We start from the raw sequence: 25,564 nt of genomic DNA, 5'->3' as shown, positions 1-25,564 counted from the left end.
ATTTAAAAATAATGTTTAAAATTAATTACATTTCCAATCTAACTTATTAAATTATGAATACAAATTTGTTCTACACTGAGTTTTACAATAAAGTTAATAATCATTTACATGCGTTCTCTATTTTAGACAACTTTCGCATCAACGAACGTCGTTTATTGATAGAAGATGCGGATGAAATTATTAATTATATTGCCAAGGGACATGTCACTCCTCAGCAAGTTCAGCATCTAAAAGCTTTGCAGGGAAGGGTATTAAAGCAAGCGCAGGGTGGAAAGATCTCGAATTTCTTTTTAACTTTATTTGGACAAAGTAAACTTTTAGAAGATTTGAGCGCTCGTACGCATTCGATTACCAGTAAAGCCAAAAAAATTGATAAATTGATCAAAGCCAAAGTGGGAACAGATAAGTTAGGAGTTTTCTTAAATGGCTGGATGGCAAAAAAATTACAAAAATTAGTCTTTGAAGATCATATCTATGAAAGAATGGCTCATTTTGGCCATTTATTTACTTTCAATGAAAAGAAAGAGATCACTTTTAAATTTTCTAACAGATTACCTCTGGGCCAGGCTCTTCCAAGCCATCCGACGGATGCTGCAGCAGATTCTTATTGGAATAAACTTTATGAGAAATTCATCGAGGAAAGAGTCGCTTTAGAAATCCGGGGAGAATTTGACAAGGGCCTTTATCAAACGATATCCCCGTCTGAAATAACTGTTGAACAGTTAAAAGCGATTATTATACAGGAAGACGGAAGTTTTAATAAGAACGTCCACGTGATTTATCCCGTCCAAGAATTAACGGTCAAAGAACTAGAAGACAAAGGCATTTTAAATAAAGATGAAAAGACAGGCGAATATTTTATCAATAGTGAATACCAATATTTAGAAAATGGATTTACGCCCTATTCTGAAGATAAATGGGAACATTTAAGACCCTATGCCCATACCTCTACTCCTCCCAAAGATTTTACGATAGATGTTGTTGTCCATAGCCGAAAGGGTTTGCCGGGTATTTTTGCACACCAAGGCCATGCTTCTATCAAAATGACCACTCCCCAGGGAGAAATCTTTAGCGTGGGCTTTTTTCCGGAAACCGAGGGAACAGATAGGGATCCTCACGATTTAAGCCTGCAAAAAGGCAAATTCGTCTCACCGGATAAGCAGCTCTTCCTGCCTTCTTCTATTTATGATCATCATATTCTATCCTATACTTTATCTGATCCCAAAGCTTTTCATCAGTTTATCAAATGGATAGAGGCAATGCAGGGATATCATGAAGATAAAGCCACCGGAGAAGTGAACACGAGTAATGTCCTTTATCATCCCACTCATCAAAGCTGCGCAGCGTTTGCTGCCGAAGCAAGAGAGTATGTGATTAAAAAAGGAGCAAAATCTCAATTGGCTCAAAGAAAAATATCTAATTGGACGAGGTTTACTATTCGAATAAAAGAATTGGTTGCCAATTTCTTAGCCACAAATTTCTTAGTCAACTTATTATCTCACTGGGATCATGGAGTTGAACATGCGGGGATCAAAAACTATAATATTACGCACTTAAATCCTAAAGGTTTCTATTTGCCGATTGACCTCATCTTAGATCACGAAACCTGAATCCGCCCCCGAAATTCAATAAAAACCTGAGTTTGAAGTTTTTTTGCCCTTTGGACCGCTTTGCCATTTGTTCACTCCGCGGGAAATAAAATAGGCATAACAAAGAATCAGGCAGCTCTCTTATTTACTTGCTTTTTTGATCATCTCGTCTAAAATCTGGTATAACTTTTCTTCTGGTAATCAGAATTTAACTTTCAACAACCTGATGCATATGGACTATTCCGCTCGCTTAACTCGGCTTCGCAGCCTGCTTCTTCCGTTAAACTCTGAAGCGATTCTCATCGAACATCCCACGCATTTATTTTATTTAACGGGGCTAACTTTATCAGCTGGCAAATTGCTTATTAGTCAACAAGATGCCTGCCTAATTGTCGATGGACGCTACTATGAGAGCTGCTCTTCTGGCCAAACCCTCTATCCTGTCTCTTTGCTCAAAGACGCTTCTATCAAAGATTGGCTGGCCGACCATCGCATTCAATCCCTAACCTTCGACAGCGAAAATACATCCTATCAGGCATTCCTTAAATTAAGCAAATTAGCAGAAGAACTGCAACCTGCCCTCTCTCTTATTCCTGCCGAATCCCCTGTCAAGCAGATGCGCCTTATTAAGGATGAAGAAGAAATTCGCTGCTTGAAGCAAGCGGCCCATTTAGGGTACCAGGGCTATGAACAAGTGATCAACTTGTTACGTCAGGGAGTCAAAGAAGCTGAGCTGGCCTTTGAACTAGAATTTTTTTGGAAGAAACGGGGCGCCCAAAAACTGGCCTTCGATTCGATTATTGCCTTTGGCGTTAACAGCTCAATGCCGCATTACCGCGCAGGCCAAACTGAACTCCAAAGCGGAGATCATGTGCTCATTGATATCGGCGTTGTTTATCAATACTATCATTCTGACATGACCCGCGTCTCTTATTTTGGAACGCCCCATCCCACCATCCAAACCATTTATTCTATCGTAGAAGAAGCCCAACAAAAAGCCTTTGACCTGTGCATTCCCGGAACTCCTATAGGCAAGCTTGACGAGGCCGCCCGCTCATTTATCACTTCAAAAGGATATGGTGAACATTTTACACATAGCTTGGGCCATGGAATTGGACTAGATATTCACGAACCTCCCACCCTTCGCAGTCAAGGCCCCTATGCTAATAGTCCTTTGCAACCGGGCATGGTCATCACCATTGAACCCGGCATTTATCTGCCAGGCATCGGAGGCGTGCGCTTAGAAGATACCATTCTAATTACCGACAAAGGATATGAGAATTTGACCCGGCAAAGACGATGACAGGCAATGCCATAAAGAGTGTATTAAAATCGCTAATAACCTAAATTCGCGCTCTTTTCCCTAAGGGAATGGAGTATGATGGATTCAATGACGGTCTCTTATTGAAACTCAACAAATTCATAGACCGATATTATTCATATGTGACACACTCTTAATATTATCTTAACTATTCGCAAATATTTAATTAACTTTATTTTATTTGTAATAATTAATATAATTTTTATTATTATTAAAAATTCACTTTATTCCATTATGTTAAGTTTTAGACAGAAAATTTTTGTTAGTTATGCAGCGGTCTTTTTTGTTTTTATTATTTTATTGTTTCCTTTTGTTTCACAATGGGTCCATCGCATTATTGTCAAAGGAATGGAAAATCGCGCCTCTGAGATTATTGCAAATATTAAGGAAGCTCCCAATAATGAAGCCCTCGTCCGCCGTTTGAAAGATCAAAAAAGCTTGATATTTTTCCGCATTAGCGTCATTAGCAACGAACGCAAGGTTTTGTATGATTCCCACGTCAAGCGCTTGCTAGGCCCTAAATTTAGCCAAGATTACATTATCAATCATCCAGAGGTGATGGAAGCTTTTCAACACGGCGTTGGCTATAAAGAGGATTATTCCAATTTACTTCACCAGAAGTTTTCTTATTTAGCTAAGGCGTTTGATTTTCATGGAAAGACATATGTGCTGAGAACAGCGTTTCCCCATCAGTACATGAATGAAATTACCAATGATTTTGAAATTGGCTTTTTAGGGTTTGCGACAGCTATTCTGTTAATGTTTAGCTTAATGACTTGGTTTGCGATCCATCATTTAACCAAGCCGATTCAAAAAATCATTACCGCGGTTAAGCCTTACCAAGCAGGGAGCCAGCATATTTTGCCGGCAATTGACGTCACTTCGCTAAATCCTCATGATGATTTTACCAAACTTGCTCTGACATTGAATAGTTTATCAGCCAGAATTCAAAATCATATCGATACCATTACCCATGAACGCAATGAGAAGCAAGCGATTTTGGAATCTCTAGTCGAGGGCGTTATTGCTGTGGATGTCCACATGGTCATTGCCTACGCCAATTATATGGCTGTGAAGCTCATTGGCCACTTGCAAGGAGAATTAGTAGGAGAGCCTTTCAAGATTTTAAATCAGACGAAATGCTATGACTTGCTACAAAAGTGCCAAGAAGAGAATAAGCCTCTCACCGATACGCTGGATCTTTATTTAGAAGGAAAAAGAATTTATCTGGATATTGTTGCCGCTCCTAAAAAAAATAATGGAGGCGCAATTTTGGTCTTACAGGACAAGACAGCCCATTATAAGATCTTTGAAATGCGCCGCGACTTTATCGCCAATGCTTCCCATGAATTAAAAACCCCTATTACTGTCATCAAAGGCTTTGCCGAAGCCCTTCATGATAATCCCGGCCTGCCAAGAGATGTTCAAGAACAAATCACGACAAAAATTGTCCGAAGTTGCAATCGCATGACGGCGCTTATTAAAGACTTGCTGACTTTGGCGGACATTGAGAACATTCCTTCTTCCCGCTTAAGCGAATGCGACCTTTTTGATTTATCCGAACGCTGCCGATCGATGGTTTTGGAGGCCTTTCCCGACGCCATTATTCAAATTAACAAGCATCAAGAAGAAGTCAATTTGATCGCCGATGCAGACCTATTAGAACTGGCTATTATGAACCTCATGGAAAATGCGGCTAAATATTCGAACCGCCCTGCCAAAATTACGGTCAATTTAGATGACGAAGGAGACCACATCAAAATTGAAGTGGCTGACCAAGGAATAGGCATTCCCTTTGTCGATCAGGAACATATTTTTGACCGCTTTTATACAGTTGATAAAGCGCATTCGCAAAAAATGGGCGGTTCTGGGCTTGGCCTTTCCATTGTCAAAACCATTGTCGAAAAGCACTTCGGCACCATTTCGCTCGCCTCAGAAATTGGCAAGGGATCGACCTTCACCATTAAGCTTCCCAAGCGAAAGCTGGATTAATCCAGCTTCCTTATAGAAGCCAGCACCGCCTTTGGCTCTGGCCTCCTTTTCCCTATACACTTGCAGAAAAAATTGAGAGAAGGCTTATGCCAAATTTAATTTTAATTCGCTTGTGAATATTTCCTAAAAAAATGATGATCAAACAAAATTCATTATTTAACCTGAGTTTGGAGTTTTTTACCCTTTTGACTGACGAGAAAGCGCTTGCCATTTGTTCATCTCCGCGGCTTTGGCGCAGTCAAAAGGGCAAAAAACTCCAAACTCAAGTTATTTAATTTATTGCCGGAAAAAATGGATTATTTTTGACAATTCTTTGATGACAGAATCTTGCAATTTTAAATCCCAGAAAATTATAAAAGATATTTTCTTTGCAAACTTGATCTCACTTCAACCATCCGAAAGAATAAGGTTCCCTTATTCTTTCGAGTTGATTCAATCGTTCAAATTTCATTTGAACGATTGAAGAAATTTGTCCGTTTTAATGCGTGTTCTCTCTATGGTTTTAATTAGAAAAGCTTTTAACGATGGCTAATAAGGATGAGAATAAGGAGTGATATATGAATCAAGAGACCCGCTCTATTCCCTCCCTGATCCAGGAAGCGCAAACTAAAATCGATCAAATCAAACGTGAATTAGGGAAAGTCGTAATTGGACAAACTCATCTTATCAATGGCTTATTGATTGGACTATTTGCAGATGGCCACCTTTTATTAGAAGGCGTGCCAGGACTCGCCAAAACATTGGCAGCCACGACCTTTGCCCGTATCATTGATTGTGAATTTAAGCGCATTCAATTTACACCCGATCTTTTGCCTGCCGATTTAATCGGCACGCCTATTTATAACCCCAAAGAAGGAACGTTTAGCGTCAAAAAAGGTCCCATTTTTACCAATATTCTCTTGGCCGATGAAATCAACCGCGCCCCGTCAAAAGTTCAATCAGCGCTCCTAGAAGTCATGCAAGAAAAGCAAGTCACGATCAGCGGTGAAACCTTTCAAGCTCCCCGTCCTTTCTTAGTCCTTGCTACTCAGAATCCCATTGAACAAGAGGGAACCTATCCGCTTTCCGAGGCACAAACCGACCGCTTTATGATGAAAATTAAACTCACATATCCCAAGCGCGAAGAAGAAAAAGAAATTCTTAATCGAATGGGAACGCTTGGCCCATTGCCCGCTGTTTCCCCCGTATTGAAAATTGAAGAGATCTTATCTTTGCGCCAATTGGTCGATAGCATTTACTTAGATGAGAAAGTGGCAGACTACATCCTTAATATCATCTCTGCTACCCGCCATCCCGAGCAGTTTCAACTCAATGACTTAGAAGGACTTTTGGAATACGGGGCTTCGCCGCGTGCAACGCTTGCTCTTAAAGAAGCGTCTAAAGCTCACGCTTTGCTTGCCGGCAGGTACTTTGTCACTCCGCAAGACATTAAAGAGATCTGTCGGCCCGTCTTGCGCCACCGCTTGCTTCTGTCTTATGAAGCCGAAGCGGAAAACTTATCTTCGGACGATATTATCGATCGCATTTTGCAAGGCATTCCTGTTCCTTAGAAAGTAGATTAAAACTGCTCCTGGCCTAGATTCGCATTCTTGACTGCCCAATTGAAACAAGGCAGAAGACCTATTAATCTGAGTTTGGCGTTTATGGTAATTGCTTTCCATATCATTGAGCTACAAAGTCTTAAAGAGAAACATCTCGTTACATCAAATTTTGATGCAAACGTTTTCAATCAATCTTAAAAAAATAAATTCAGGAGAATTTTTATGAACGCGTCCTTCCCCCCTTCTTCAAACTTGGGAATGCTTCTGAATCAACAGATGAGCAATCCAGGCACTTTCGATTATCTATATAAGCACTTAGGTAAAGACCTTGTTGATAACATCCCAACCGTATTCCTTCCTCCAAATATCGGCGGCTCCGATTACCCTCATCCTTGGCAAAATGCTGCAGAACTGCCCGCTGATGTCGTAAAGGGTATTTTTCCTATTACTAAACGGCCATTTTTAGCCATGCGTTATATCGACACCAAAGTCAATGCCTATGCCCTGGAAGTCTTTTTTCAACGTTATTCGGATGAAAAGCCACCCTCTGTAAACACATATGAATCTCCCTGTTGGGGTGATGGCCCAGTAGAATTCCTCCCATTAAGCGATTACTCTAAAAACTGGACATCTTCTTTCATAGGTTCGGGTTCTTCCATTTGTAAAGACGACATGAAAAAGCCTACATTTAACGTAGTTAAGCATATTTTATCTGGCAGTGGCTTAGATTTAACTGAAGGCCGGTATCTTCCCTTATTTAAAGATAGATTTTTTAAATCTTAATCCTAAATGAAGCTATCAATCATTGCCGGAAGCGAATTTCAAAAATGAATTTTGGAATTCGCTTCGGATAATTCCCTATTGTCAAGAAGACGTGGGATCTGTGATAAGAAAGGCGTACCCAAAGCCAATAAGCCTAATTTTTCTATGCCTTTATCAACTAAAGACGCGTTATCCCATATCCGTCGCCTTCAAATTAAAGTTTCACGCAATGTGAATGATCTATTTGCAGGCATTTACCGCTCGGCCTTCAAGGGCAAAGGCCTGGAATTTGAAGATGTTCGCGAATATCAACCAGGCGATGACGTGCGCAGCATCGACTGGAATGTCACCGCCCGCTCGCAAACGCCCTATATCAAAAACTTCCGCGAAGAAAGAGAATTGACGGTTATCCTCATGGTCGATATCTCCGCTTCAGCCCGCTTTAGCCATACGCCGCATCTTAAAAGCGAATGGATTGCAGAAATCGGGGCCCTCCTTGCTTTTTCGGCCATCAAAAATCAAGACAAAATCGGCTTGCTCTTGTTCTCCGATGAAATAGAGCTTTATTTGCGCCCTAGAAAAGGTGTCAAACATGTGCTAAGGGTCATTCGAGAATTGCTTTATTTCCAACCCCAGCATAAGGGGACCAATTTAAAAAAGGCGTTGGCTTTTCTGGGGCGTGTACAAAAGCGGCAAGCCATCTGTTTTTTGATCTCAGACTTTTTGTGTGCAGATTATAGCCATGAAATCAATCTCATCGCCAAGCGGCATGAATTAATTGCCATTCAAGTCTACGATAGCTATGAAACGAATTTTCCTAATTTGGGACTCTTAACATTGCGAGATTTAGAGTCGCAGCAGTTTTGTCTGGTCGATACATCGGATGCTAACGTGCAGAAGCATTTCCAAGAAAAGGCCGATCAACGGCAACTAGCCCTGAAGCATACCATGGAAAAGGCCAAAGCTGATTTAATTACCCTTCATTCCGATGAGTCATATACACTAGCTCTCCAGCAATTTTTTAAATATCGAGGACGCAAGCGGTGAAATACTGGTTATTTATACTCACCCTTCCCCTTGTTTTACAGGCAGAAATGACTTGGCAAGGACAAAACAAGCAAGATTTTTCTTTAGAATTCAAGGTGTCACCTGAAGAAGTGAGCTTGGGCGAAATGATCTCCCTGCAAGCAGTTATCCGCTATCCAAAAAATTACCGGATTAACAGCGAAGCGTTGATCGACCAACTGACTTGGACGCCCAATCCTTTGCAGCCGCATGTAGCTGTTTATCAACGAACGATTTCTTCACCCATTGAAAAGGAAGGCCGGCAAGAACAAACGCTGGATCTTCTTCTTGAGCCTCTTAGGTCAGGCCGGCTTTATCTTTCGTTTTTGGATATTTCTTTTACCCCTTTAAAAAAAGAAGCCAAGCCTGTAGCTCTTGCCTCTCCTGTCTTTGAAATGATTGTCCGCCCCCTGGACAAGATCAATTTGCAAGCCCCTCTTCCTATAGGCTCTCTAATGCCGCTCGAACCTCAGTTTCCCCTAGACTTAACGGAATCCAACCGCCATTATTTATTTGATTCTGCTCGTTTGGCTAAAGAACAGCAGCGCAACCAACGCCTTTTAGCCGAGCGCACCTTTCCCTGGCTAAGCGTGTTAGCGCTAACTTTAGCTTTTTTAATCGGATGGGCAGGCAAGAAAGGTCTTATGTTCCGTCGAAAAAAAATAGGCCAGGAGCGGCCATTGAGTCCCTATCAACACGCTCATCAACAGCTATCCGCCTTAGAAAACCAGCGCCTAGAACAAAAGGGCCTTTTTAAAGCTTTCTATCTTTCCCTTACCTCTCTTGTGCTCTCCTATTTAGAAGAGCGCTTTGGAATTAAATTGCATGCTTATACCACTCAAGAGCGAAAGATTAGGCTCAACGCTTCATTTCCCCAGACTTTCAGCGATAGCGTTCATGCGTTTTTTTCTCACGCCGATCAAATTAAATTTGCCGGATTAACTCCTTCTCAGGCTGATTGCCGGCAATCCCTGCAAACAGCCAAGGAGCTGATCGATAAAGGGGAAACTCTCTATTTAGAGAGTCAATTAAAGCAAAGAGAAAAGAAAATCTAGCAAATATTTGCCATTGAGAAAGATAATCAAGGCTGTTGTGCTCCACGCCAAAGCCTGAATCCACCAGGAATTGGCAAAGAGGCCCATCTTAGAGCGGTCGCTTGTAAAAAGAACTAATGGGATGATGGCAAATGAGAGTTGAAGGCTAAGCACCACTTGGCTGATGATCAGCAGTTGCGTCGCCGATTGCTCGCCATAAATGGCCAAGGCCGCAATTGCAGGAATCAATGCCAACATCCGTGTGAGAAGACGCCGAAGCCATGGACGCATGCGAATATTTAAAAAACCCTCCATGACGATTTGACCAGCCAATGTTCCGGTCAAGGTAGAATTCTGGCCTGCAGCCAAGAGGGCCAAAGCAAATATTGTGCTAGCTAAAGGCGCATTGAGCAGAGGAGTAAGCAACTGATAAGCCTCTTGAATATCAGCAAGTTCATGATGCCCGGCCTTATGAAAAACCGCTGCAGCGATAATTAAAATGGACGCATTGATAAACAAAGCAAAGGAAAGCGCCACAGTCGAATCAATGGTCACAAATTTAATGGTCTCTCGCTTGCCTATATGCGTCTGATCGTATTTGCGCGTTTGCACAATAGAGGAATGCAAGTAAAGATTATGCGGCATCACGGTGGCTCCTAAAATGCCAATCGCCACATAAAGCATCTCGGAATTCAACAAAATATCCGAATGAGGGATAAAGCCCTTTGCAATGGCTGTAAAATCCGGCTGCGAAAAGAAAATTTCCAGTCCAAAACACACGGCAATGATGAGAATTAAAGCCAAAATAAAGGCCTCCAGATAGCGAAACCCTTTATTCTGCAAGGACATAATAATCAAGACATCTAAAGCCGTCAGGCAAACGCCTCCCAGCATGGGAATGCCAAATAGCAGCTTAAGCGCAATAGCAGAGCCGATTAATTCGGCCAGGTCGCATGCGCAAATGGCAATTTCGCTTAAAACCCATAATACATAATTGATAGGCGCCGAATAGTGATCGCGGCAGGCTTGCGCCAAATCGCGGCCGGTAACGACTCCAAGCTTAGCGCTCAAATGCTGCAGTAGCATAGCCATCAGATTAGATAAGAAAATGACGCTCAATAAAGCATAGCCGAAACGAGAGCCTCCGGCTAAATCAGTCGCCCAATTGCCCGGATCCATATAACCGACTGAAATAAGGTATCCAGGGCCGGCGAAGGCCAGCATTTTGCGCCACCATGGCCATTCTTTTGAAACAGAGATCGTTTGATAGACTTCGCGCAAACTAGGCGTGCGATTGAGGTCTTTCAATTCATGGTCTATAGAATCTGCTTTTATTTCATTCATCACTGGCCTCAAGCAAAGAAAGCCTTAAATGTTTGCTTCTAAACAGCTCTTCAAAGCGTCTATTCATTGCAAGCCTCGGCGGAAAAACCAGGCGGCGCCCGTTAAAGTAAAAAAAGCAATGATGGCCATGGGCCAGATATTTTGCCAAACCATGTAAAGAGGCATGGCCTTGAGAAATATACCTTTAATGATGACGAGAAAATAACGCAAAGGATTAATCAAGGTGATGGGCTGCAGCCAAGACGGCATATTTTCAATGGGAGTGGCAAATCCCGATAACAAGACAGCGGGACTCATGAATACATATGTTCCCAAGATAGCTTGCTGCTGTGTCATCGACAAGGAAGAAACAAAAAGCCCCACACCGACAATGGAGCTGATAAAAACGAACATGCTTAAATAGAGCGTCCATATGGAGCCGGTCAAAGGCACTTCAAAAATAAAAACGGCAGCTAAAATGATGATCGTTCCTTCTATCATGCCGATAATGATGGCTGGAAGCGTTTTCCCAATTAAGATTTCAATGGGCATAACCGGGGAAACCAATAGCTGATCGAAAGTGCCCAGCTCTCTTTCCCTGGCTACTGATAATGCAGTGACAATCAATCCCACCAGCATGGTCAATATACCGCATAAATTGGGTACATTGAACCAATAATAAAGTAGGTTGGGATTGAACCAGTTGCGTCCGATCAACTCGGTCGCTTGCATGTGAATGCCGGCATTATTGGCAAAATCTTTGCTATATTGCTGGATAATATTGGCCGCATATCCCTGAACAATCTGCGCTGTATTGGACTTTCGCCCGTCTAAAATGAGCTGGATATCGGCAGTCTTGCCGGCATTGAGATTTCTAGAGAACTGCTCGTCAATATGGACGACCATGACAACTCTTTGGGTATCGATATACCGGCTGATATCGTCGATTGAATGCAAATAAATGATTTTATTGAAAGTGGGAGACCCGTGAAAGCGCTGCAGGAGCTCATACGATTCCCGGCCATTATCCAGATTGAAAATGCCGATGGGAACATTTTTGACGTCCAGCGTCGCTGCAAAGGAAAAAATAAATAATTGAACGAGAGGAGGAATAATAAGAACTGTACGGCTTTTCTTATCTCTCCAAACCGCCAAAATCTCTTTAATAATCAAAGTGACAATGCGCCCTATCATATCAATCCAATCGCTTAACTGTTTTTCTAGCCGTTATCAAAAATATCAATATGCCAATGAACAACATGATCAGTATGTTGGGCAAGATCAATTCCCATATATTGCCGACCAGGAAAATAGTCTGCAGGCTTGACACGAAATAGCGGGCGGGAATGAGATAGGTCACCATCTGAATGATCAATGGCATGCTGGCAATCTCAAAAATAAATCCCGACAAAATAAATCCCGGCAAAAAAGCGGCGACCATGGCTGCTTGAGCAGCTACAAATTGATTCTTAGCAAGCGTGGAAATCAACAGGCCAATCCCAAGAGCTGTGAGCAAAAATACCCCTGTCACAACCCATAAAAGAAGCAAAGATCCCCTCAAAGGAATATGGTATATAAAAGACGCAATGAAGACGCACATATTCATGGAAATCATTCCCAAAATAAAATAAGGGACAAGTTTGCCTATTAATATTTCCACAATGCTGACAGGCGTCGCCATCATTGCTTCCATCGTTCCCCTTTCCCATTCTCTGGCAACGACCAAAGCAGTTAAAAGAGTCCCGATTAACGTCATGATAATGGCAAGCGAACCGGGAATGAGAAAATTGCGGCTTTCCAATTCCTCATTATACCAAAAGCGGGGCTGCGCACGCACAAGGGCAAGCCCTTGCAAATGCTCGCTAATTTGCTGCTGCTGCAGCCAGTTCTGCCAAGCTCCCAGCACATAGTTTTGTGCAAAACTGGCCGTATTGGGCTCACTGCCATCTGCAATGACTTGAATCGGAGCAATAGACGATGGGCGCTGCCTGAAAGAGGAGAAATAAGAGGGAATCACGACGATGCCCCGGATAGATCCCCTAATCAAGTCATCGACCACCTGCCGGCTGTCGCGCGCAAGCCGCACATCAAAATAGCGAGAGTCCATTAAAGATTGGGCGAAGCTTTGAGCATCGGGAGACGTATCTTCCAGAACAAGCCCGAGGCGTAGATGATTTAAATCCAAAGAAACGCCAAAGCCATAGACAAAAAGTAAGATAAGAGGAAGAACAAGACTGATCAGCATGCTGCTTGGATCGCGAATAATTTGATAAAATTCTTTGACAATGAGGGCTTTTATGCGTCGCAGACGACCGCTTTGCTGCGCCTCCACCTCATATTTATTGCTGGGCATGCTGAGCCTCTTCATAACGCTCGATCAAAAAAATAAAGGCGTCTTCTAAAGTCGGATGCGGATTATCAGAAGATTTAGCCGCCTGTTTTAATTCATCCGGCGTCCCCACTTTGATGAGCTTGCTTCGATACACAAGCCCGATGCGGTCGCAGTATTCGGCTTCGTCCATAAAATGGGTCGTCACCATGACGGTCACGCCCTTTTCAACCAGTCCGTTAATATGATTCCAAAATTCCCTTCGCGTAATGGGATCGACCCCAGAGGTCGGTTCGTCCAAAAAAAGCACAGTGGGATAATGCATAACGGCGCAGGAAAGGGCAAGGCGCTGTTTAAAGCCCAAAGGCAAAGTCCCTGCCGACACATCCAAATAAGGCTTCAAGGCAAAAATATCAACCATTTGTTGAATAATTGTGCGGCGACGGCTTCCCTTTAAGTTGTAAATACCGGAAAAAAAATTTAAGTTCTGCAAGACGCTTAAATCTCCATATAGAGAAAATTTTTGCGCCATGTAGCCAATATGGGAACGCGCTTGGCTGGGAGCGACTTCCAGGTTCAAGCCATTGACAAACGCTTCTCCTGAAGTCGGTTTAAGCAGACCGCACATCATCTTGAAGGTCGTGGATTTTCCGGCTCCATTAGGCCCCAGCAGCCCAAAGATCTCGCCGCTGCGAATGTCAAAGGTAATGTGGTCGGCAGCCGTAAAAGAGCCGAATTTTTTGACCAGATCCTTCGTTTCGATAATGGGCCCAGGTTTAGGGGGAATGCGCGGGATTTCATTCGCTAAAGCGGATTCCCCTCCAGGCCCTCCCCCCAGAATATCGACAAAAGCATCCTCAAATCGAGGCGGCGTAGGCTCGATTTGCGCTTGTTCACCGGCTCCCAAAATGCTTAAATCAAAAGGAGACGACCGTTTTTCTTTAATCACAAGCCGGACATCGCTTCCTTGGATAACCCCATCAATGACATTGGATTGATTGAGCGCTTTGACCAATACTTCTCGGCGATTGCCGCTGATTTGCGTGACTTTAAAGGTGCGTCCTTCCACGCGGCTGGTCAATCCTGAAGGAGGGCCGCTGTAAAGAAGCTTGCCTTCATTGAGAAGCAGGACGGCATCGCAGCGCTCAGCCTCGTCCAAATAAGCCGTGCTCCATAAAACGGAAATATCTTCATGCAGTAGATCCTGCACCATTTTCCATAATTCACGGCGTGAAATAGGGTCTACACCAACACTGGGTTCATCCAACAGCAATAAAGCGGGCTTGCGGATCAAAGAGCAAGCCAAGCCAAGCTTTTGCTTCATGCCGCCTGATAAATTGCCCGCTAGGCGATCAGTAAAGGGAGCCAGGCCCGTAAAATCCAGCAGCCTCTCAAATGTAGCCCGCCGCTCAGCACCTAGGACGCCTCTTAAATCGGCATACAGAACCAAATTTTGCATAACGGTCAGGTCTTCGTATAAGCCAAACTTTTGCGGCATATAGCCAATGAGGTGATGGATGGCCCTGGCTTCTTGGACCGTGTCATAGCCTGCCACGGTGATCGATCCCGAAGACGGCAGGAGCAGGCCGGCAATTAAGCGGATCAGCGTCGTTTTTCCAGCGCCATCAGGGCCTGCCAACCCCACAATTTTTCCCTTGGGAATAACCGTATCAATGGAATCCAGCGCTAAAGGCGCTCCCTTTTCGAACTGCTTCGAAAGTTGAGAAATGGTCACAAGGTCTTGCGTCACGGCCTTTCCTCTGGCGACTGCTGTTTGAGGCGAAGCTTGACTGTGACCGGCATTCCTTGGCGCAACCCATTGTCGGGATTATCGGCTATAATGCGCAAGCGATAGACTAGATCTGTGCGCAATTGCGTCGTCTCAACTGTTTTAGGGGTAAATTCCGCCACTGGAGAAATAAATCCGATGTGACCGCGATAGACCGGGCTTCCCGACGTATCGGTAAGGACTTCCGCCGGCATGCCTGGATAAATTTTTCCCAAATCAGGCTCCGAAACATAGGCGCGCACCCAAATAGGAGAAGTCAAGGAAAGGGTATAGATGGGGTCCGCTTCACGCACAATCGCACCCGGCTCGCGGATGCGTGTGAGAATAGTGCCATCCGAGGGGGCATAGATCACCGTATCCTGCAAATTGGTCATAGCAACCCCTAACGCAGCCTGTGCTTCTTTGAGATTGGCTTGATACACTTCTCTTGAAGAAATGGCATCCTCATAGTCTTCGCTTGATACTGCACCTGTTCCAATGAGCTGCTGGCGCCGCTTGACAAGCCGTTCAGCATTATTTAAGGAAGCCGAAACGGATGCCACATGGGCCTGGGCTTGCTTGACTTGGTCCTCATATGGCTGCTTATCTAAAGCGGCCATAAAATGGCCCTTGGGAACAAAATCGCCTTCTTCAAAAGGCATGGATTGTACGCGCCCTAGGACGCGGAAGCCTAAATCCACTTGGCGAACATCGACATTGCCATACAAAATGAGTGTGTTAGCTTCCTTAGGCTTTTCCTGAAAAATCACCCATAGAGCATAGGCCGCTCCAGCAAAAAAGAGCAGGAAGATAAGAAAAATAACGAAGCGCCTCATGCCAATTTACCCCAATCCTTATTTGATTAGAGAAATTTATTAACACTTGAGCACGCCTAAGTCAATCATTTCCCTCCTTTAAATAGGAGAATGCCGCTCAATATAGGCGCCGCTATTCTTATGTCTATCAATAAAGGCTGGAGAAGGACTATCTGCAAAACAAAAAAAGAAATTAACACTCTTATTTTCAATGGAGTATTGATCGATTATTCCTGTTTTGCCCCGGCTTATTGCAAAGATAAGGGATCTTGGAAAAAATAAACTTTATAGCGATTAGCAATTTAGGGATACGCCTTCGTCCTTTTTGCCCTCTGTTTGGCTCTTTTCTTCCCATACCTCTCCCCATTCCGCTTTACGCGCTTGTTTGTAGGCGTCAGGTGTACGCTTGGAGATGGTGGGCTGCCGGACACCGCTCTCTGTGCAAAGCGTCAGCTGGACATGCCCGGAATGCTGTTGGGGATGGCGCAGAATGCGGGCGGCAGGAAGAGGAAAGCATTCTTTGGTCCCCGCCACATAGGAAAATTTTTCGTCTTCATAGCTTAAAACGGCACCTTTTAAGCGGCGATGGAAGGAGGAGCGCTCAACGCGTGCAGCAAAATGGCACCAATCGCTATGAGACATGGGGCAAGCGGATTGATGGGGACAAGGGGCCACGAGATGGCTGCCCATTTCAATCAGCTGGCGCCGAATAAGCCGGATGCGCTCAAATCCTGCAGGCGTGCCCGGTTCGATGACAACGAGCGCTTGCTCGGCACTTTGCCAGCATTGCTCAATCAAAGGCAGCATTGATGCAGGAACAAGCTCTCCAATTGAATAAGATAAAATGACAAGATCGTGAGTTTGCAAGGAAGGGAGATTCTCCAGGTCGGCAATTTGCCAATTCGCCTTTTGCATGGCAGGATGCGCGCTATGGCGCGCCAGGCGCTGCCCAATGGCTGCCAATGCTTGGTCTTTCTCAACCAATGTAATGGACTCGATTTCCGGGAAGCATTCGCAAGCCGCCCACATAGCCGTCCCGGGTCCTGTCCCCAAGTCCAATAAGCGCTTAATCTGCAAGCCGGGCGTTCGCTCCTTAACGGCTTGCAGTGCACTATATACCGCAGCATAAGTGGCGGGAAGGCGGGTGGCAATATAAGATTGCCGCTCAAGGTCCGTTGTCATGAATTGCCGTTTTCCCCCCGAAAGACGGCGATAGCGTCCGGTCAGTTCCTCGCGGGCTTCCGCGAGTTCTTTTAGGCCCGCAATTTCAATTTCAGACTCGATGGCTTGCTGCAGCTGCTCGGGTAGTTTCATAGATCATTCTTTCCCTATTTAATCGTATGGAATCGTATCGGTGGAGGTAAGTGTAAAATCTAAGAGCGCATCGCTGATGCCCGTTCTCTGCTTACCCTTGAATTCATTTTCAAATTGATTTTGCGCGCTCGGATCTTTGGAATCCAATTCCTTGCGCTTGGCTAAAATAGACTCCACTATTTCATCCTTGATGAAAATTGCCTTGAGAAGCTCTCTAGAAGCACTTCGGAGCGGGATTCGGTAATTTTTCCTATCATTATTGATAAACATTAAAAGAGGAAGATAGGCTTTTTCTTTGTTGCGGCCTGAGAGAGGCTGCATTCTTTTCAACTTTTCCTTGGTTGTTGTCCCCTTTAGCATCCGATAAAAGACCTCTTGCAGCTCGGGATCATCTAATTTAACGTGCATGATATCTTCAATTCGGCGGATGGAATTGTCTTCTTTGCCCCTTTTTTTAGCGCTTTCTTCTACTAGACGGTCGGTAACTGCAATAAAATCATTGAGCAAATCATCTATGAAGTTAGGCCGCTTATGCTCCATGTCTTTAAAAAAAGCGGCCTCTCCATATAAAACACGCAAAAATTCGACAACGACAAGGCGAATCTGCTGGTAGTCTTGCTCTTTTTCTTCACGTAGCTTTTTATCAAAGAAAAAGCGGAAGCTCAACTGGCGCTGCGAAGGATCATAGGACAGGGCAAGCTTCTTTTGCCTATCATTCAGCGCTTGGCGATCCTGCTCGTTCAAATAAAGCTGATACTCTTTTTGGACAGCAGCCAGACCTTTGAATCTTTCCAGCTTCTCGATCGTCAAGACGGAAAGGATGAGCAAAAGGCCTAAGACGAGTGGTAAAACATTCATGGCGCTTAATTTGGCGGATAGTAGATAAAATTCTTACTGCTTGGCAGCACAAAGGCAAACGTCAGCTGCCTATCTTTTTTCCAAGCCTTCCCAAACTTGTGAATGGCCTTGGAATCATCGGCAATCGATACCGTTATTTTCATGATAGAGGGCATTTGATTATAGGTTTTAAACCACTCTTCATGCCAGCGGTCTTTTTCCGGCTCGAGTTTTTGTGGATCGATCCTGTTTGTGTAAATTCCCTTTTCGTTCGCCATCCTTTCCGGCGCGGCATAAAATTCATAGCGAATATGGGAGACATTTTCCAGCAACACCTCTTTTTGCATATCCGCATGCGGATTTTCCATATGGAAGGGCCACATAGCCAAGCATAGGCGATGATCGAGATCGACATACAAGCGGGCTAGGATATCCCCTGAAAAAACGGGATTGGCGCGGGCTTCATTATCGAAGCTAAAAACCAAACTGGGGTGATTGGAAAATCCCCGGTCAGCGGCTTGAGTAAAAAAGTAAAAGTTTTCTTTAGTCTCTTTATTTTCATTGACCAACCGTTCAAAAATAAAGTTCAAGCGCGTTTCGGCATAGCGCATTTGAAAGCTTTCTTTTTGCTGGACTTCTGTCTGACGGTGAATCTCGGCCAATTCTCTAAAAAAGCCAAAAACGATTGTCAAAATAGCCGCCAGCAGCGAAATGGCAATCAACGTCTCAAGTAAAGTTAAATGCTGCTTACGCTTGCACTTCATGGCGCTCCTTTCGCTGCAGGGACATGGATCGGTTGTGCGGCCTGTCCCGGAGAATTGGGGGGCATAGGCTGCCCAGGTTGCGCTAGCGGTTTTTGTCCATTCTGCGGCTTGTCGGTCTCTTTAGGGGAATTGGGGTCGTCCCCTCTATTCTTATCTTTAGCCCCCCGATCAATATAAAGGAGATAGTCATAATGTGTTTCTAAAGGGGGGCTTTGCTCAGATATTTTCTTTTTAGAGCTGTCTTTCATTTTAATGGTTAGCCGAACCAAATACTTATCGGATTGCTGCTGGGTTTCAAGCTTTTTGGGCTCTAAAACAGCAAATGCATATGAGGCGTCATAAGAAAGCTTTTTCAATTGAGGCTGCAGGTCAGGATCTGTAAAGCTCCCCTGTTTTCCTTCCCAGATTTCTTCAAGGGCAATCGTTCGCTTATAGAGCAGCTCGACCAGTTTGGCATGGATCAGGTGGGCCAAATGATCGCGTTGATTAATGCGGACCACTTCTGCTTGCTCTTTATAAATATTGGTAAAAATCTGCAAAGCAGGAATGGCGCAAAGCAAGATCAAAAAAACAGCGACCATGACTTCTAGCAGCTGAAAGCAGCGCTTCTGCCGTTTTTTAAAGGGGAAGCGATTAGTCCTTTTTGAGATAAAGTTCTTCATATACCTCGATTGGATAAAGCTGCTGGCTTTCCTCGCTCCTTTCTTTTTCCTTTATACGTCTGCCGCCGCGCACAAGCGGGCTGGGATAACCCGGCAACTCAATAAAATCCTTCCGTGCCTCTTTCGCCTCGCTTGCTTCCAATAGAGTCAACTGTCCTTGGCTCATTTTTCCCAATGAGAAGCGTAAAATCAAAGGATCGTCTTGGCTTCCATTGAATTGATAAGAACGGATGGCTGAAAGCGCCAAGGGCCGCTCAATTAGGTTTGCCCACCCGTCTTTTATCGGCTTTTCAATGTCCAATTTGCATTCAATCTGCTTGGTTTTGGCATTGCGGGAAAAACAGACTTGGACATCCGCATTCATAATTAACATCAAATCTTGAGCCATTCTTAAGCGATCAAGAACCTGTTGGACTTCGGACGCGAAGCGCTGCTCGTCGTAAGCCTCTTTGAGTTTGACTCCCGTTAAAGCCAAGCCCAACGAGAGGATGAATAGAACGATCAACAATTCTAAAAGAGTAAAACAGGGCTGCCTGACTATCCTCATTACTTAATCCATTACACGTATCTTTTTCGAATCAGTCCTATTGAAAACGATCCAATTGGACTGATCGAGAAGTCCTTGCTAGAGCGCCTATTTATTAAACAGGCTGCCGGCGCCTTTCTTGGATTGATAAGCTTCATACTTGCCGGATCTGATTTCAATGTCGCCTTCCTGGTTCGTGCTCACATCGTACTCAGCACCCCATCCGTCTTTCAGCAATTCTTTGGGATTTTTCACCAGCTGCGATCTTTCCACAATACCTTTCCAGTTTGTATCTAAACTTTCTTTATCTTCTGGATGTGAAGCCAAATGCAGGTCAAGAATGGTATGAATTTTCTCAATACCCGCTTTGGTCTTAAAAGCCTTTCCTTCATCCAAGCTGCCCGTATAGTTATACGCGATTACGCCAGTGATCATGGCGATCAAAAACATGACGATCATCATCTCGACAAGAGTGACAAAGCGTTTCTTAAAAGCAAATTTCTTCATATTATCCCCTTTAGAAAAGCTCACGTACCCAAATCATGCTTCGGATGCGTGAACTATCCTCAATTTATTTTTCATCAAACTGTTCATCCTACTGAAAAGGAACTAACGTCGGTGAGTGGCAATAAGATGGCCAATAATACAGTTCCGATCACCAGCCCCATGACGATCAAAATAACGGGCTGGGCCAATGCCATCACGCGATCGAGCGTCTTTTCCAATTCTTGTTCGTACATATCGGCTATGCGACCTAGCATGACAACCGATGTTCCTGACTCTTCTCCAACCGCCAGCATGCGCGAGACAAGCTGGGGAATATAGGCCGAGCGTCCCAGCTCTTGGCTAAGCGAATGTCCTTCAATAATTTTTCCTTCGGCTACCTGGACTTCTTTTTCTAAAATAGCATTCCTCATCACCCCGCGTGAAATGCGCAAGGCTTCGATCATGCTTAAACCGCCCTGTAAAAGAGTTGCCATGGTCCGGCAAAAGCGCGAGACCGACGTTTGAATGATAAGCGTTTTAATCACCGGCAGCTTCAATAAATTCTTCTCTATCCACACACGTCCTTCAATCGAGCGCAGCTTCCATATCGCCCCCGCTATTGCGCCAATTCCGATTGGAATGTACAGCCACCAGTAACCGCGGAAAATATGGCTGATGACCAATACTCCATTTGTAAAAGCATTGAGCTGCCTTTCGGCAAAAATTCCCTCAAGAGAGGGGACCACAAACCCCAATAGCAAGGCAATGATCAACATGGAAAAGCTACCCAATATGCATGGATAGATCATGGCCGTTGTAATCTGTTTCTTTAGCTTCATTTGCTTGGCTAAAAATTGCGTCAGTTTTTCAAGTACAGGGCCAAGAGCCCCGACTGCTTCTCCTGCTGCTACCATACCGCAATACAATTTATCAAAGCTCTCCGGATAGGTGGCCATCGCAGCGGAAAGGGAGCTTCCCGAGCGGATCTGTTCGCATAAGCTCAGAATAATGCGATGATAAGTCTCCCCCCGCACCTGCTCTTCCAGTGCCATTAAGCTTTCGAAAAGGGGTACGCCCGCATTGACAAGCTGCGAAAGTTGCACCGTGAAGGCCAGCAAGCTTTCTCCTTTCAGATTCTGCTTGGTCTTTACTTTATTCTTTATGCCAAGCTGAGTGACCAGAAGCCCTTGCTCGCGCAATTTATCCTTCGCTTCCCGATCCCCTTGTGCTTCAATAAAGCCCGATCGCCTTTTTCCTTTTCCGTCAACGTATTGATATTGATAAAGCGGCATGTGTCTGACTATCCTTGCTCTTCAATTCCCCTGGCCACCCGCAAGACCTCGGCAACCGTCGATTGACCGGAACGCACGAGCTCCGCTCCATGCCCAAGCAAGCTGATCATTCCCTGTCCTAAAGCAACGCGGCGCATTTCAACCGCGTCTGGGCTTTGCACGATCTGCTTGTTAATAGCATTGTTAACAGGCATCAATTCATAAACGCCTTGGCGTCCTTTAAATCCTGTTCCATAGCAATAGCTGCAGCCTTTTCCGCGATAGAGACATCCATTGACCAAAGTTTCCGGTTTAATACCCAGGCTTTGAAGTTCTCTTTCACTGGGCTGATAGGCTTCTTTGCATTCAGGGCAGATGCGGCGCACCAAGCGCTGCGCAAGCACGCCTACAATACAAGACGATAGCAGATAAGGTTCAATCCCCATATCGACAAGGCGCGTAATGGCGGAAGGGGCATCGTTCGTGTGTAGCGTGCTTAAAACCAAGTGACCTGTCAAAGCTGCTTGGATGGCAATCTCGGCCGTTTCCTTATCGCGTATTTCCCCGACCATGATGACATCCGGATCCTGACGGAGGATATGCCTCAATCCCGTTGCAAAGTCCAATTTAATCTTGTGATGCACGCCGATCTGGGCAATTCCTTTAAGGTTATATTCAACCGGATCCTCGATTGTCATGATGTTAATTTCATCGTTGGCCATCTCGCAAATGGCGCTATAAAGCGTTGTCGTCTTTCCGCTTCCTGTCGGCCCCGTGACCAAGACAATCCCTTCGGGAAGGTCAATGAGGCGCTTGAACTGCTCGAACACGGAAGGCAGCATGCCGATCTTGTCCAGTCCCAGCAAGACATTGCCTTTGTCCAGGATACGCAAAACAATGCGCTCGCCGCCGGCAATGGGAACCGTACTGACGCGAAAATCGATCTCCCGCCTTCCCATGCGCAGCTTAATGCGTCCGTCCTGCGGTAGCCGATGCTCGGCAATATCCAGTTTGGACATCACTTTAATCCGCGTCAATAATTGCACCTGATAGTCCAGCGAAGGCGCATGGCGGTTTTGCAAGACGCCATCGATGCGATAGCGCACCCGCATCCCATTTTCTGAAGGCTCAAAGTGGATGTCCGAAGCGCCTTGCTGAATGGCTTCTGTCAAAATGAGGTTGAGCAGTTGGATGATCGGCGATTGGTGCTTCCCATGATCCAATAAATCGAAAACCTCAACGTCTCCATCCCGCCCGTCTTCGCCTCTTCCGGTCAAATCGGCAATCAGCTGCGAGGCGGCCCCATCTTCGGTATTATAGCAATCGTGAATGGCGGATAAAATCACTTCCCGCGGGCTATAGACAGCCTCGACTTGGCTATCAAATAAAAAGCGCAGCTCTTCAAGGGACGCGAGGTTGAGCGGATCGGCAATGGCAACGGTTACGCAAGATCCGTCATCTTTGATGGGAAGGACAATATGCTTTTTGGCAAAGGCATAAGACACTTGCTTATAGCGCTCTTTGCTGACATGCAGATCGGAAAGGTCCGGATAAATGGCCATGCCCAACTGTTCGGCCAGGCTTGCCTGCGCATCTCCTCCTAGCATCCCCTGCAAGGCCAGCCCTTCGCCAAGCTGCTCCTGTTTTATTCCATTACCTTCCGTCATATTCCCCTTCACATGCACAACTATCTAAAATGTAATAACGCTCCTGCGGACGGCCAAACAGCATAGTCATGCTGCCTTCCATCAAGCGCGTCTTCTCATAGCGGTGCGCTTCTTCGACGCATTCTAAAAAGTAAGGAATATCTCCGGGGCGCAAGCATAAAAGCTCTTGCCGCAAGCATTGCAATTGCTCTTTGGGATCTTTGACAATGTGCGGCGTAATGAAAATAAACATCTCGGTGCTGCTGTCCCTAAGCGAATTGATGCTGAAAAGCTTGCCAAGGCCAGGAAGCTCGCCCAAGAAAGGAATGGCTTCGCGGTTGTCATTGGTGATTTTGCGGCGCAAGCCCCCCAAAATGACCGTATCGCCATCCGGCACTTGTACTTGGTTGGTAATATGGCGCCGCGTGACATCGGGCCTGGATTTATCGCCGCCGGGATGGATCGTGTCAAAAGTGATATCTGTTTCCAATGTCACATAGTCAAAATCCTGGTCTTCTTCCTCACGCTGACTTAGGTGGATGGTCGGCTTAATGCTAATGGTGATCCCATATTGGGCGCGTGTAAACGCGTCCTTTAAAGTCACTCCTTTAGCCGTTTCCACTTCAAAGACGCCGGTATTGATGGAAATATCCTCGTTGATGGCAATCGTCGCCGGCGTTTGATTAACGGTCAGAATAGACGGGCTTGAATTAATCTGAACATCATCTTGCGACAATAAAAAGCGGTAAGCCAGATCAAAGGGAGGAATGCCGCAGTCCGACCCCTTGCGGCTCAGGAAAAACTCGAACACGCCGGCATTGGATGCCACGTGATCTTTGCCTTTTGGAAAAAGGTTGTTGAATACAGCTCCCGTGATATTTTTATTGTTCGCGATATGATCGCCTATTTTTAGCAAATTGAGGCCGAAGGTATTATCCCTCGTCAGAATCTTTTCAAAAAGCAGCGTTTCGATTTGAACCATTTTCTTCGGCACGTCAAGCTTGCGCAATAGCTCTTTAATTTTGGGCAGGATGTCCGTTTCCACCACCATGACGATCGAACCGGTCTTCAAATCGACAATAAAATTCTCCCTTCCTTCATTGGGATTTTCCTGGACAAAGACGTGCGGCTGCGCAGGGGCCGGATTGACAATGTATCCGCCTTCTTGATAATACCCTTCTTGCCCGTATAGCAGAATGGGAGGCTCTTTTTGCGGAGGAGGGGGAACGGGAGGCGGAGGTCCCCTTGGATTATCGACCACAACGACTTCATTTTGGACATTTTGAGGATTTGGCATGTCCATGCCGGTTCCCGTTGCGATCATGAGGTTATAGACGCGGAAAAGGACGTCTGCCAATTCTTCGGCATCCGAATGCTTGACATTGTACCAAAAAACAACCTTGTCGCGCGCACCGCCGATTTCGCACTCCACCTTGCGTACAATTTCCTCGGCTTTTCTCACTTCTTCTCTTGTGCCTACGACAAAAAGAGCTTGGGCCATATTCTCAAGCACGACAATCTTGATTCCATTGATGTCGGGACCGGCTTTGGCCAACTGAACGCCTTTGGCCGTCTCGACTTCTATCACCCCATGCTCGGCCTGGTCAAAAGTCGCCTCTAAAATTCTCGCCATTTCTCCGGCCTTGACCTTAAAAACGGGAATCAAGCGATAGTCTTTTTCCCCTCGGTTGGTCGCTACAAAATCATAGAGCTTAAGCAAGTCTATGATTTCTCCTGCTTGCCCGATGAGCAAAATGTCGCGTCCGACAACTTGCAAAACCATGGAATTGGGATTGATAAATCTTTCCAAGAAAGCATAAGTGCGCCGCACTTCGGATGGCTCAGGGGACAAGACAAAGCTGACCCGGGCTTCAGGAGGAAGGACTTCTAAATCTTGCCTTTGGTTGGTAATCAGCCGCAAATTTGAATGGTTCTGCTTGATTAAGAAAAGCTGGCGCAAATAAGGATTAAGCGCTTTAATCCCCACCCCATTTTGGCTTAGAATCAATTCTAGCATTTCGCTCCATGCGGCACGAGGAATGGGAAGGTTGGAGTCCACACTTAGCTTGATCGAGCCCACATCCGGCGGGATTAAATACACATAGTCTTGCGAACCATAGTCAATGATCAGCTGTTCTAATGTCGTTTCGGGAGCATGCCAAAGTCCATATCCCTCCGTCCGGCTGCTGCGTGAAGCCAATTCGCGCCATTGCATCTCTAAATGGGCCAGATATCTTTTTCTTTCATTGATTTCATTCAGCAAATGCCTATATTCCTCGGGAGGCGCATCTGATCGATAAAGATCAAACACAGTCTCATACAGCCGCTGAATCTGGGCATGGATGTCTTGCGTTTCCTGGTTGACCTGGAAAAGGAACTTCTCGGTTTCCCTGTCCAAATCGCTATCAACCGATTTTAAATTAGCTTTTTTCTCAGAAATTGATTGCGCCCATGAGCAGGAAGGGCTGCTGCCTAATAAAAAGAGAAGTCCTGCGATCCAAATCCATTGCTTTGTCATG

Annotated in this window: 21 protein-coding genes; 7 read left to right on the top strand and 14 right to left on the bottom strand. The window is 45.1% G+C overall.

Going from position 1 to position 25,564, the window contains the following annotated elements; translation table 11 throughout:
* The first annotated feature begins 53 nt into the window (after positions 1 to 53).
* The 7 genes from BN3769_RS06015 to BN3769_RS05980 all read left to right on the top strand — a co-directional run bounded on the left by BN3769_RS06015 (position 54) and on the right by BN3769_RS05980 (position 9,325).
* Positions 54 to 1,610 carry a hypothetical protein gene (locus tag BN3769_RS06015; protein WP_068468606.1) on the top strand — a complete coding sequence of 519 codons (1,557 nt, stop codon included), beginning with the start codon at positions 54 to 56 and terminating at the stop codon, positions 1,608 to 1,610.
* A 211-nt stretch (positions 1,611 to 1,821) separates the two neighbouring features.
* On the top strand, positions 1,822 to 2,892 hold the full coding sequence (locus BN3769_RS06010; protein ID WP_068468675.1) for a M24 family metallopeptidase: 1,071 nt from the start codon (positions 1,822 to 1,824) through the stop codon (positions 2,890 to 2,892).
* A gap of 252 nt (positions 2,893 to 3,144) precedes the next feature.
* Entirely contained in the window at positions 3,145 to 4,902 is a 1,758-nt protein-coding gene (locus BN3769_RS06005) for a sensor histidine kinase (protein ID WP_068468604.1), read from the top strand.
* 557 nt (positions 4,903 to 5,459) lie between these two features.
* Entirely contained in the window at positions 5,460 to 6,452 is a 993-nt protein-coding gene (locus tag BN3769_RS05995) for an AAA family ATPase (protein WP_068468601.1), read from the top strand.
* Between the two features lie 213 nt (positions 6,453 to 6,665).
* Entirely contained in the window at positions 6,666 to 7,226 is a 561-nt protein-coding gene (locus BN3769_RS05990; protein WP_068468599.1) for a hypothetical protein, read from the top strand.
* A 78-nt stretch (positions 7,227 to 7,304) separates the two neighbouring features.
* Positions 7,305 to 8,252 (top strand): DUF58 domain-containing protein, encoded by a 948-nt coding sequence (locus BN3769_RS05985; protein WP_228840632.1) that lies wholly within the window; start codon positions 7,305 to 7,307, stop codon positions 8,250 to 8,252.
* On the top strand, positions 8,249 to 9,325 hold the full coding sequence (locus BN3769_RS05980) for a hypothetical protein (RefSeq protein WP_154017837.1): 1,077 nt from the start codon (positions 8,249 to 8,251) through the stop codon (positions 9,323 to 9,325). The genes BN3769_RS05985 and BN3769_RS05980 overlap by 4 nt, the downstream gene beginning before the upstream one ends.
* Here the strand turns inward: BN3769_RS05980 and BN3769_RS05975 are convergent.
* The 14 genes from BN3769_RS05975 to BN3769_RS05910 form a co-directional block, all read right to left on the bottom strand.
* On the bottom strand, positions 9,299 to 10,648 hold the full coding sequence (locus tag BN3769_RS05975) for an Nramp family divalent metal transporter (RefSeq protein ID WP_068468593.1): 1,350 nt from the start codon (positions 10,646 to 10,648) through the stop codon (positions 9,299 to 9,301). The genes BN3769_RS05980 and BN3769_RS05975 overlap by 27 nt on opposite strands.
* 63 nt (positions 10,649 to 10,711) lie before the next feature.
* Entirely contained in the window at positions 10,712 to 11,821 is a 1,110-nt protein-coding gene (locus BN3769_RS05970; RefSeq protein WP_068468590.1) for an ABC transporter permease, read from the bottom strand.
* 1 nt (position 11,822) lies between these two features.
* The gene (locus BN3769_RS05965) at positions 11,823 to 12,995 is read right to left on the bottom strand and encodes an ABC transporter permease (protein ID WP_079989428.1); all 1,173 of its coding nucleotides are present in this window, start codon (positions 12,993 to 12,995) and stop codon (positions 11,823 to 11,825) included.
* Positions 12,967 to 14,706, bottom strand: a complete 1,740-nt coding sequence (locus tag BN3769_RS05960; RefSeq protein ID WP_068468587.1) for an ATP-binding cassette domain-containing protein — start codon at positions 14,704 to 14,706, stop codon at positions 12,967 to 12,969. The genes BN3769_RS05965 and BN3769_RS05960 overlap by 29 nt, the downstream gene beginning before the upstream one ends.
* Positions 14,703 to 15,560: an efflux RND transporter periplasmic adaptor subunit gene (locus tag BN3769_RS05955; RefSeq protein WP_068468585.1), complete on the bottom strand. Its 858-nt coding sequence runs from the start codon at positions 15,558 to 15,560 to the stop codon at positions 14,703 to 14,705. The genes BN3769_RS05960 and BN3769_RS05955 overlap by 4 nt, the downstream gene beginning before the upstream one ends.
* Before the next feature lie 273 nt (positions 15,561 to 15,833).
* Positions 15,834 to 16,853 (bottom strand): small ribosomal subunit Rsm22 family protein, encoded by a 1,020-nt coding sequence (locus BN3769_RS05950; RefSeq protein WP_068468582.1) that lies wholly within the window; start codon positions 16,851 to 16,853, stop codon positions 15,834 to 15,836.
* An 18-nt stretch (positions 16,854 to 16,871) separates the two neighbouring features.
* On the bottom strand, positions 16,872 to 17,711 hold the full coding sequence (locus BN3769_RS05945; protein ID WP_068468581.1) for a hypothetical protein: 840 nt from the start codon (positions 17,709 to 17,711) through the stop codon (positions 16,872 to 16,874).
* 5 nt (positions 17,712 to 17,716) lie between these two features.
* Positions 17,717 to 18,454, bottom strand: a complete 738-nt coding sequence (locus BN3769_RS05940; RefSeq protein WP_068468579.1) for a PulJ/GspJ family protein — start codon at positions 18,452 to 18,454, stop codon at positions 17,717 to 17,719.
* On the bottom strand, positions 18,451 to 19,116 hold the full coding sequence (locus BN3769_RS05935; protein WP_068468576.1) for a hypothetical protein: 666 nt from the start codon (positions 19,114 to 19,116) through the stop codon (positions 18,451 to 18,453). Before BN3769_RS05935 ends, BN3769_RS05940 begins: the two co-directional genes overlap by 4 nt.
* Positions 19,088 to 19,663, bottom strand: a complete 576-nt coding sequence (locus tag BN3769_RS05930; RefSeq protein ID WP_068468574.1) for a pilus assembly FimT family protein — start codon at positions 19,661 to 19,663, stop codon at positions 19,088 to 19,090. Before BN3769_RS05930 ends, BN3769_RS05935 begins: the two co-directional genes overlap by 29 nt.
* Positions 19,664 to 19,750: 87 nt before the next feature.
* A complete protein-coding gene (locus BN3769_RS05925) occupies positions 19,751 to 20,149 on the bottom strand; it encodes a type II secretion system protein (RefSeq protein ID WP_068468572.1) in 399 nt (132 codons plus the stop codon).
* 83 nt (positions 20,150 to 20,232) lie between these two features.
* Positions 20,233 to 21,420, bottom strand: a complete 1,188-nt coding sequence (locus tag BN3769_RS05920) for a type II secretion system F family protein (RefSeq protein ID WP_068468570.1) — start codon at positions 21,418 to 21,420, stop codon at positions 20,233 to 20,235.
* 8 nt (positions 21,421 to 21,428) lie between these two features.
* Positions 21,429 to 23,066, bottom strand: coding sequence for a type II secretion system ATPase GspE (gene gspE / locus BN3769_RS05915; RefSeq protein WP_079989427.1), 1,638 nt, complete (start codon positions 23,064 to 23,066; stop codon positions 21,429 to 21,431).
* Positions 23,053 to 25,563, bottom strand: coding sequence for a type II secretion system protein GspD (locus BN3769_RS05910; RefSeq protein ID WP_068468568.1), 2,511 nt, complete (start codon positions 25,561 to 25,563; stop codon positions 23,053 to 23,055). Before BN3769_RS05910 ends, gspE begins: the two co-directional genes overlap by 14 nt.
* Between the last annotated feature and the right edge of the window lies 1 nt (position 25,564).

The organism is Candidatus Protochlamydia phocaeensis (assembly GCF_001545115.1).
In the GTDB taxonomy this organism is placed as follows: Bacteria; Chlamydiota; Chlamydiia; order Chlamydiales; family Parachlamydiaceae; genus Protochlamydia_A; species Protochlamydia_A phocaeensis.
This window is presented reverse-complemented; position numbering and strand designations above follow the sequence as displayed.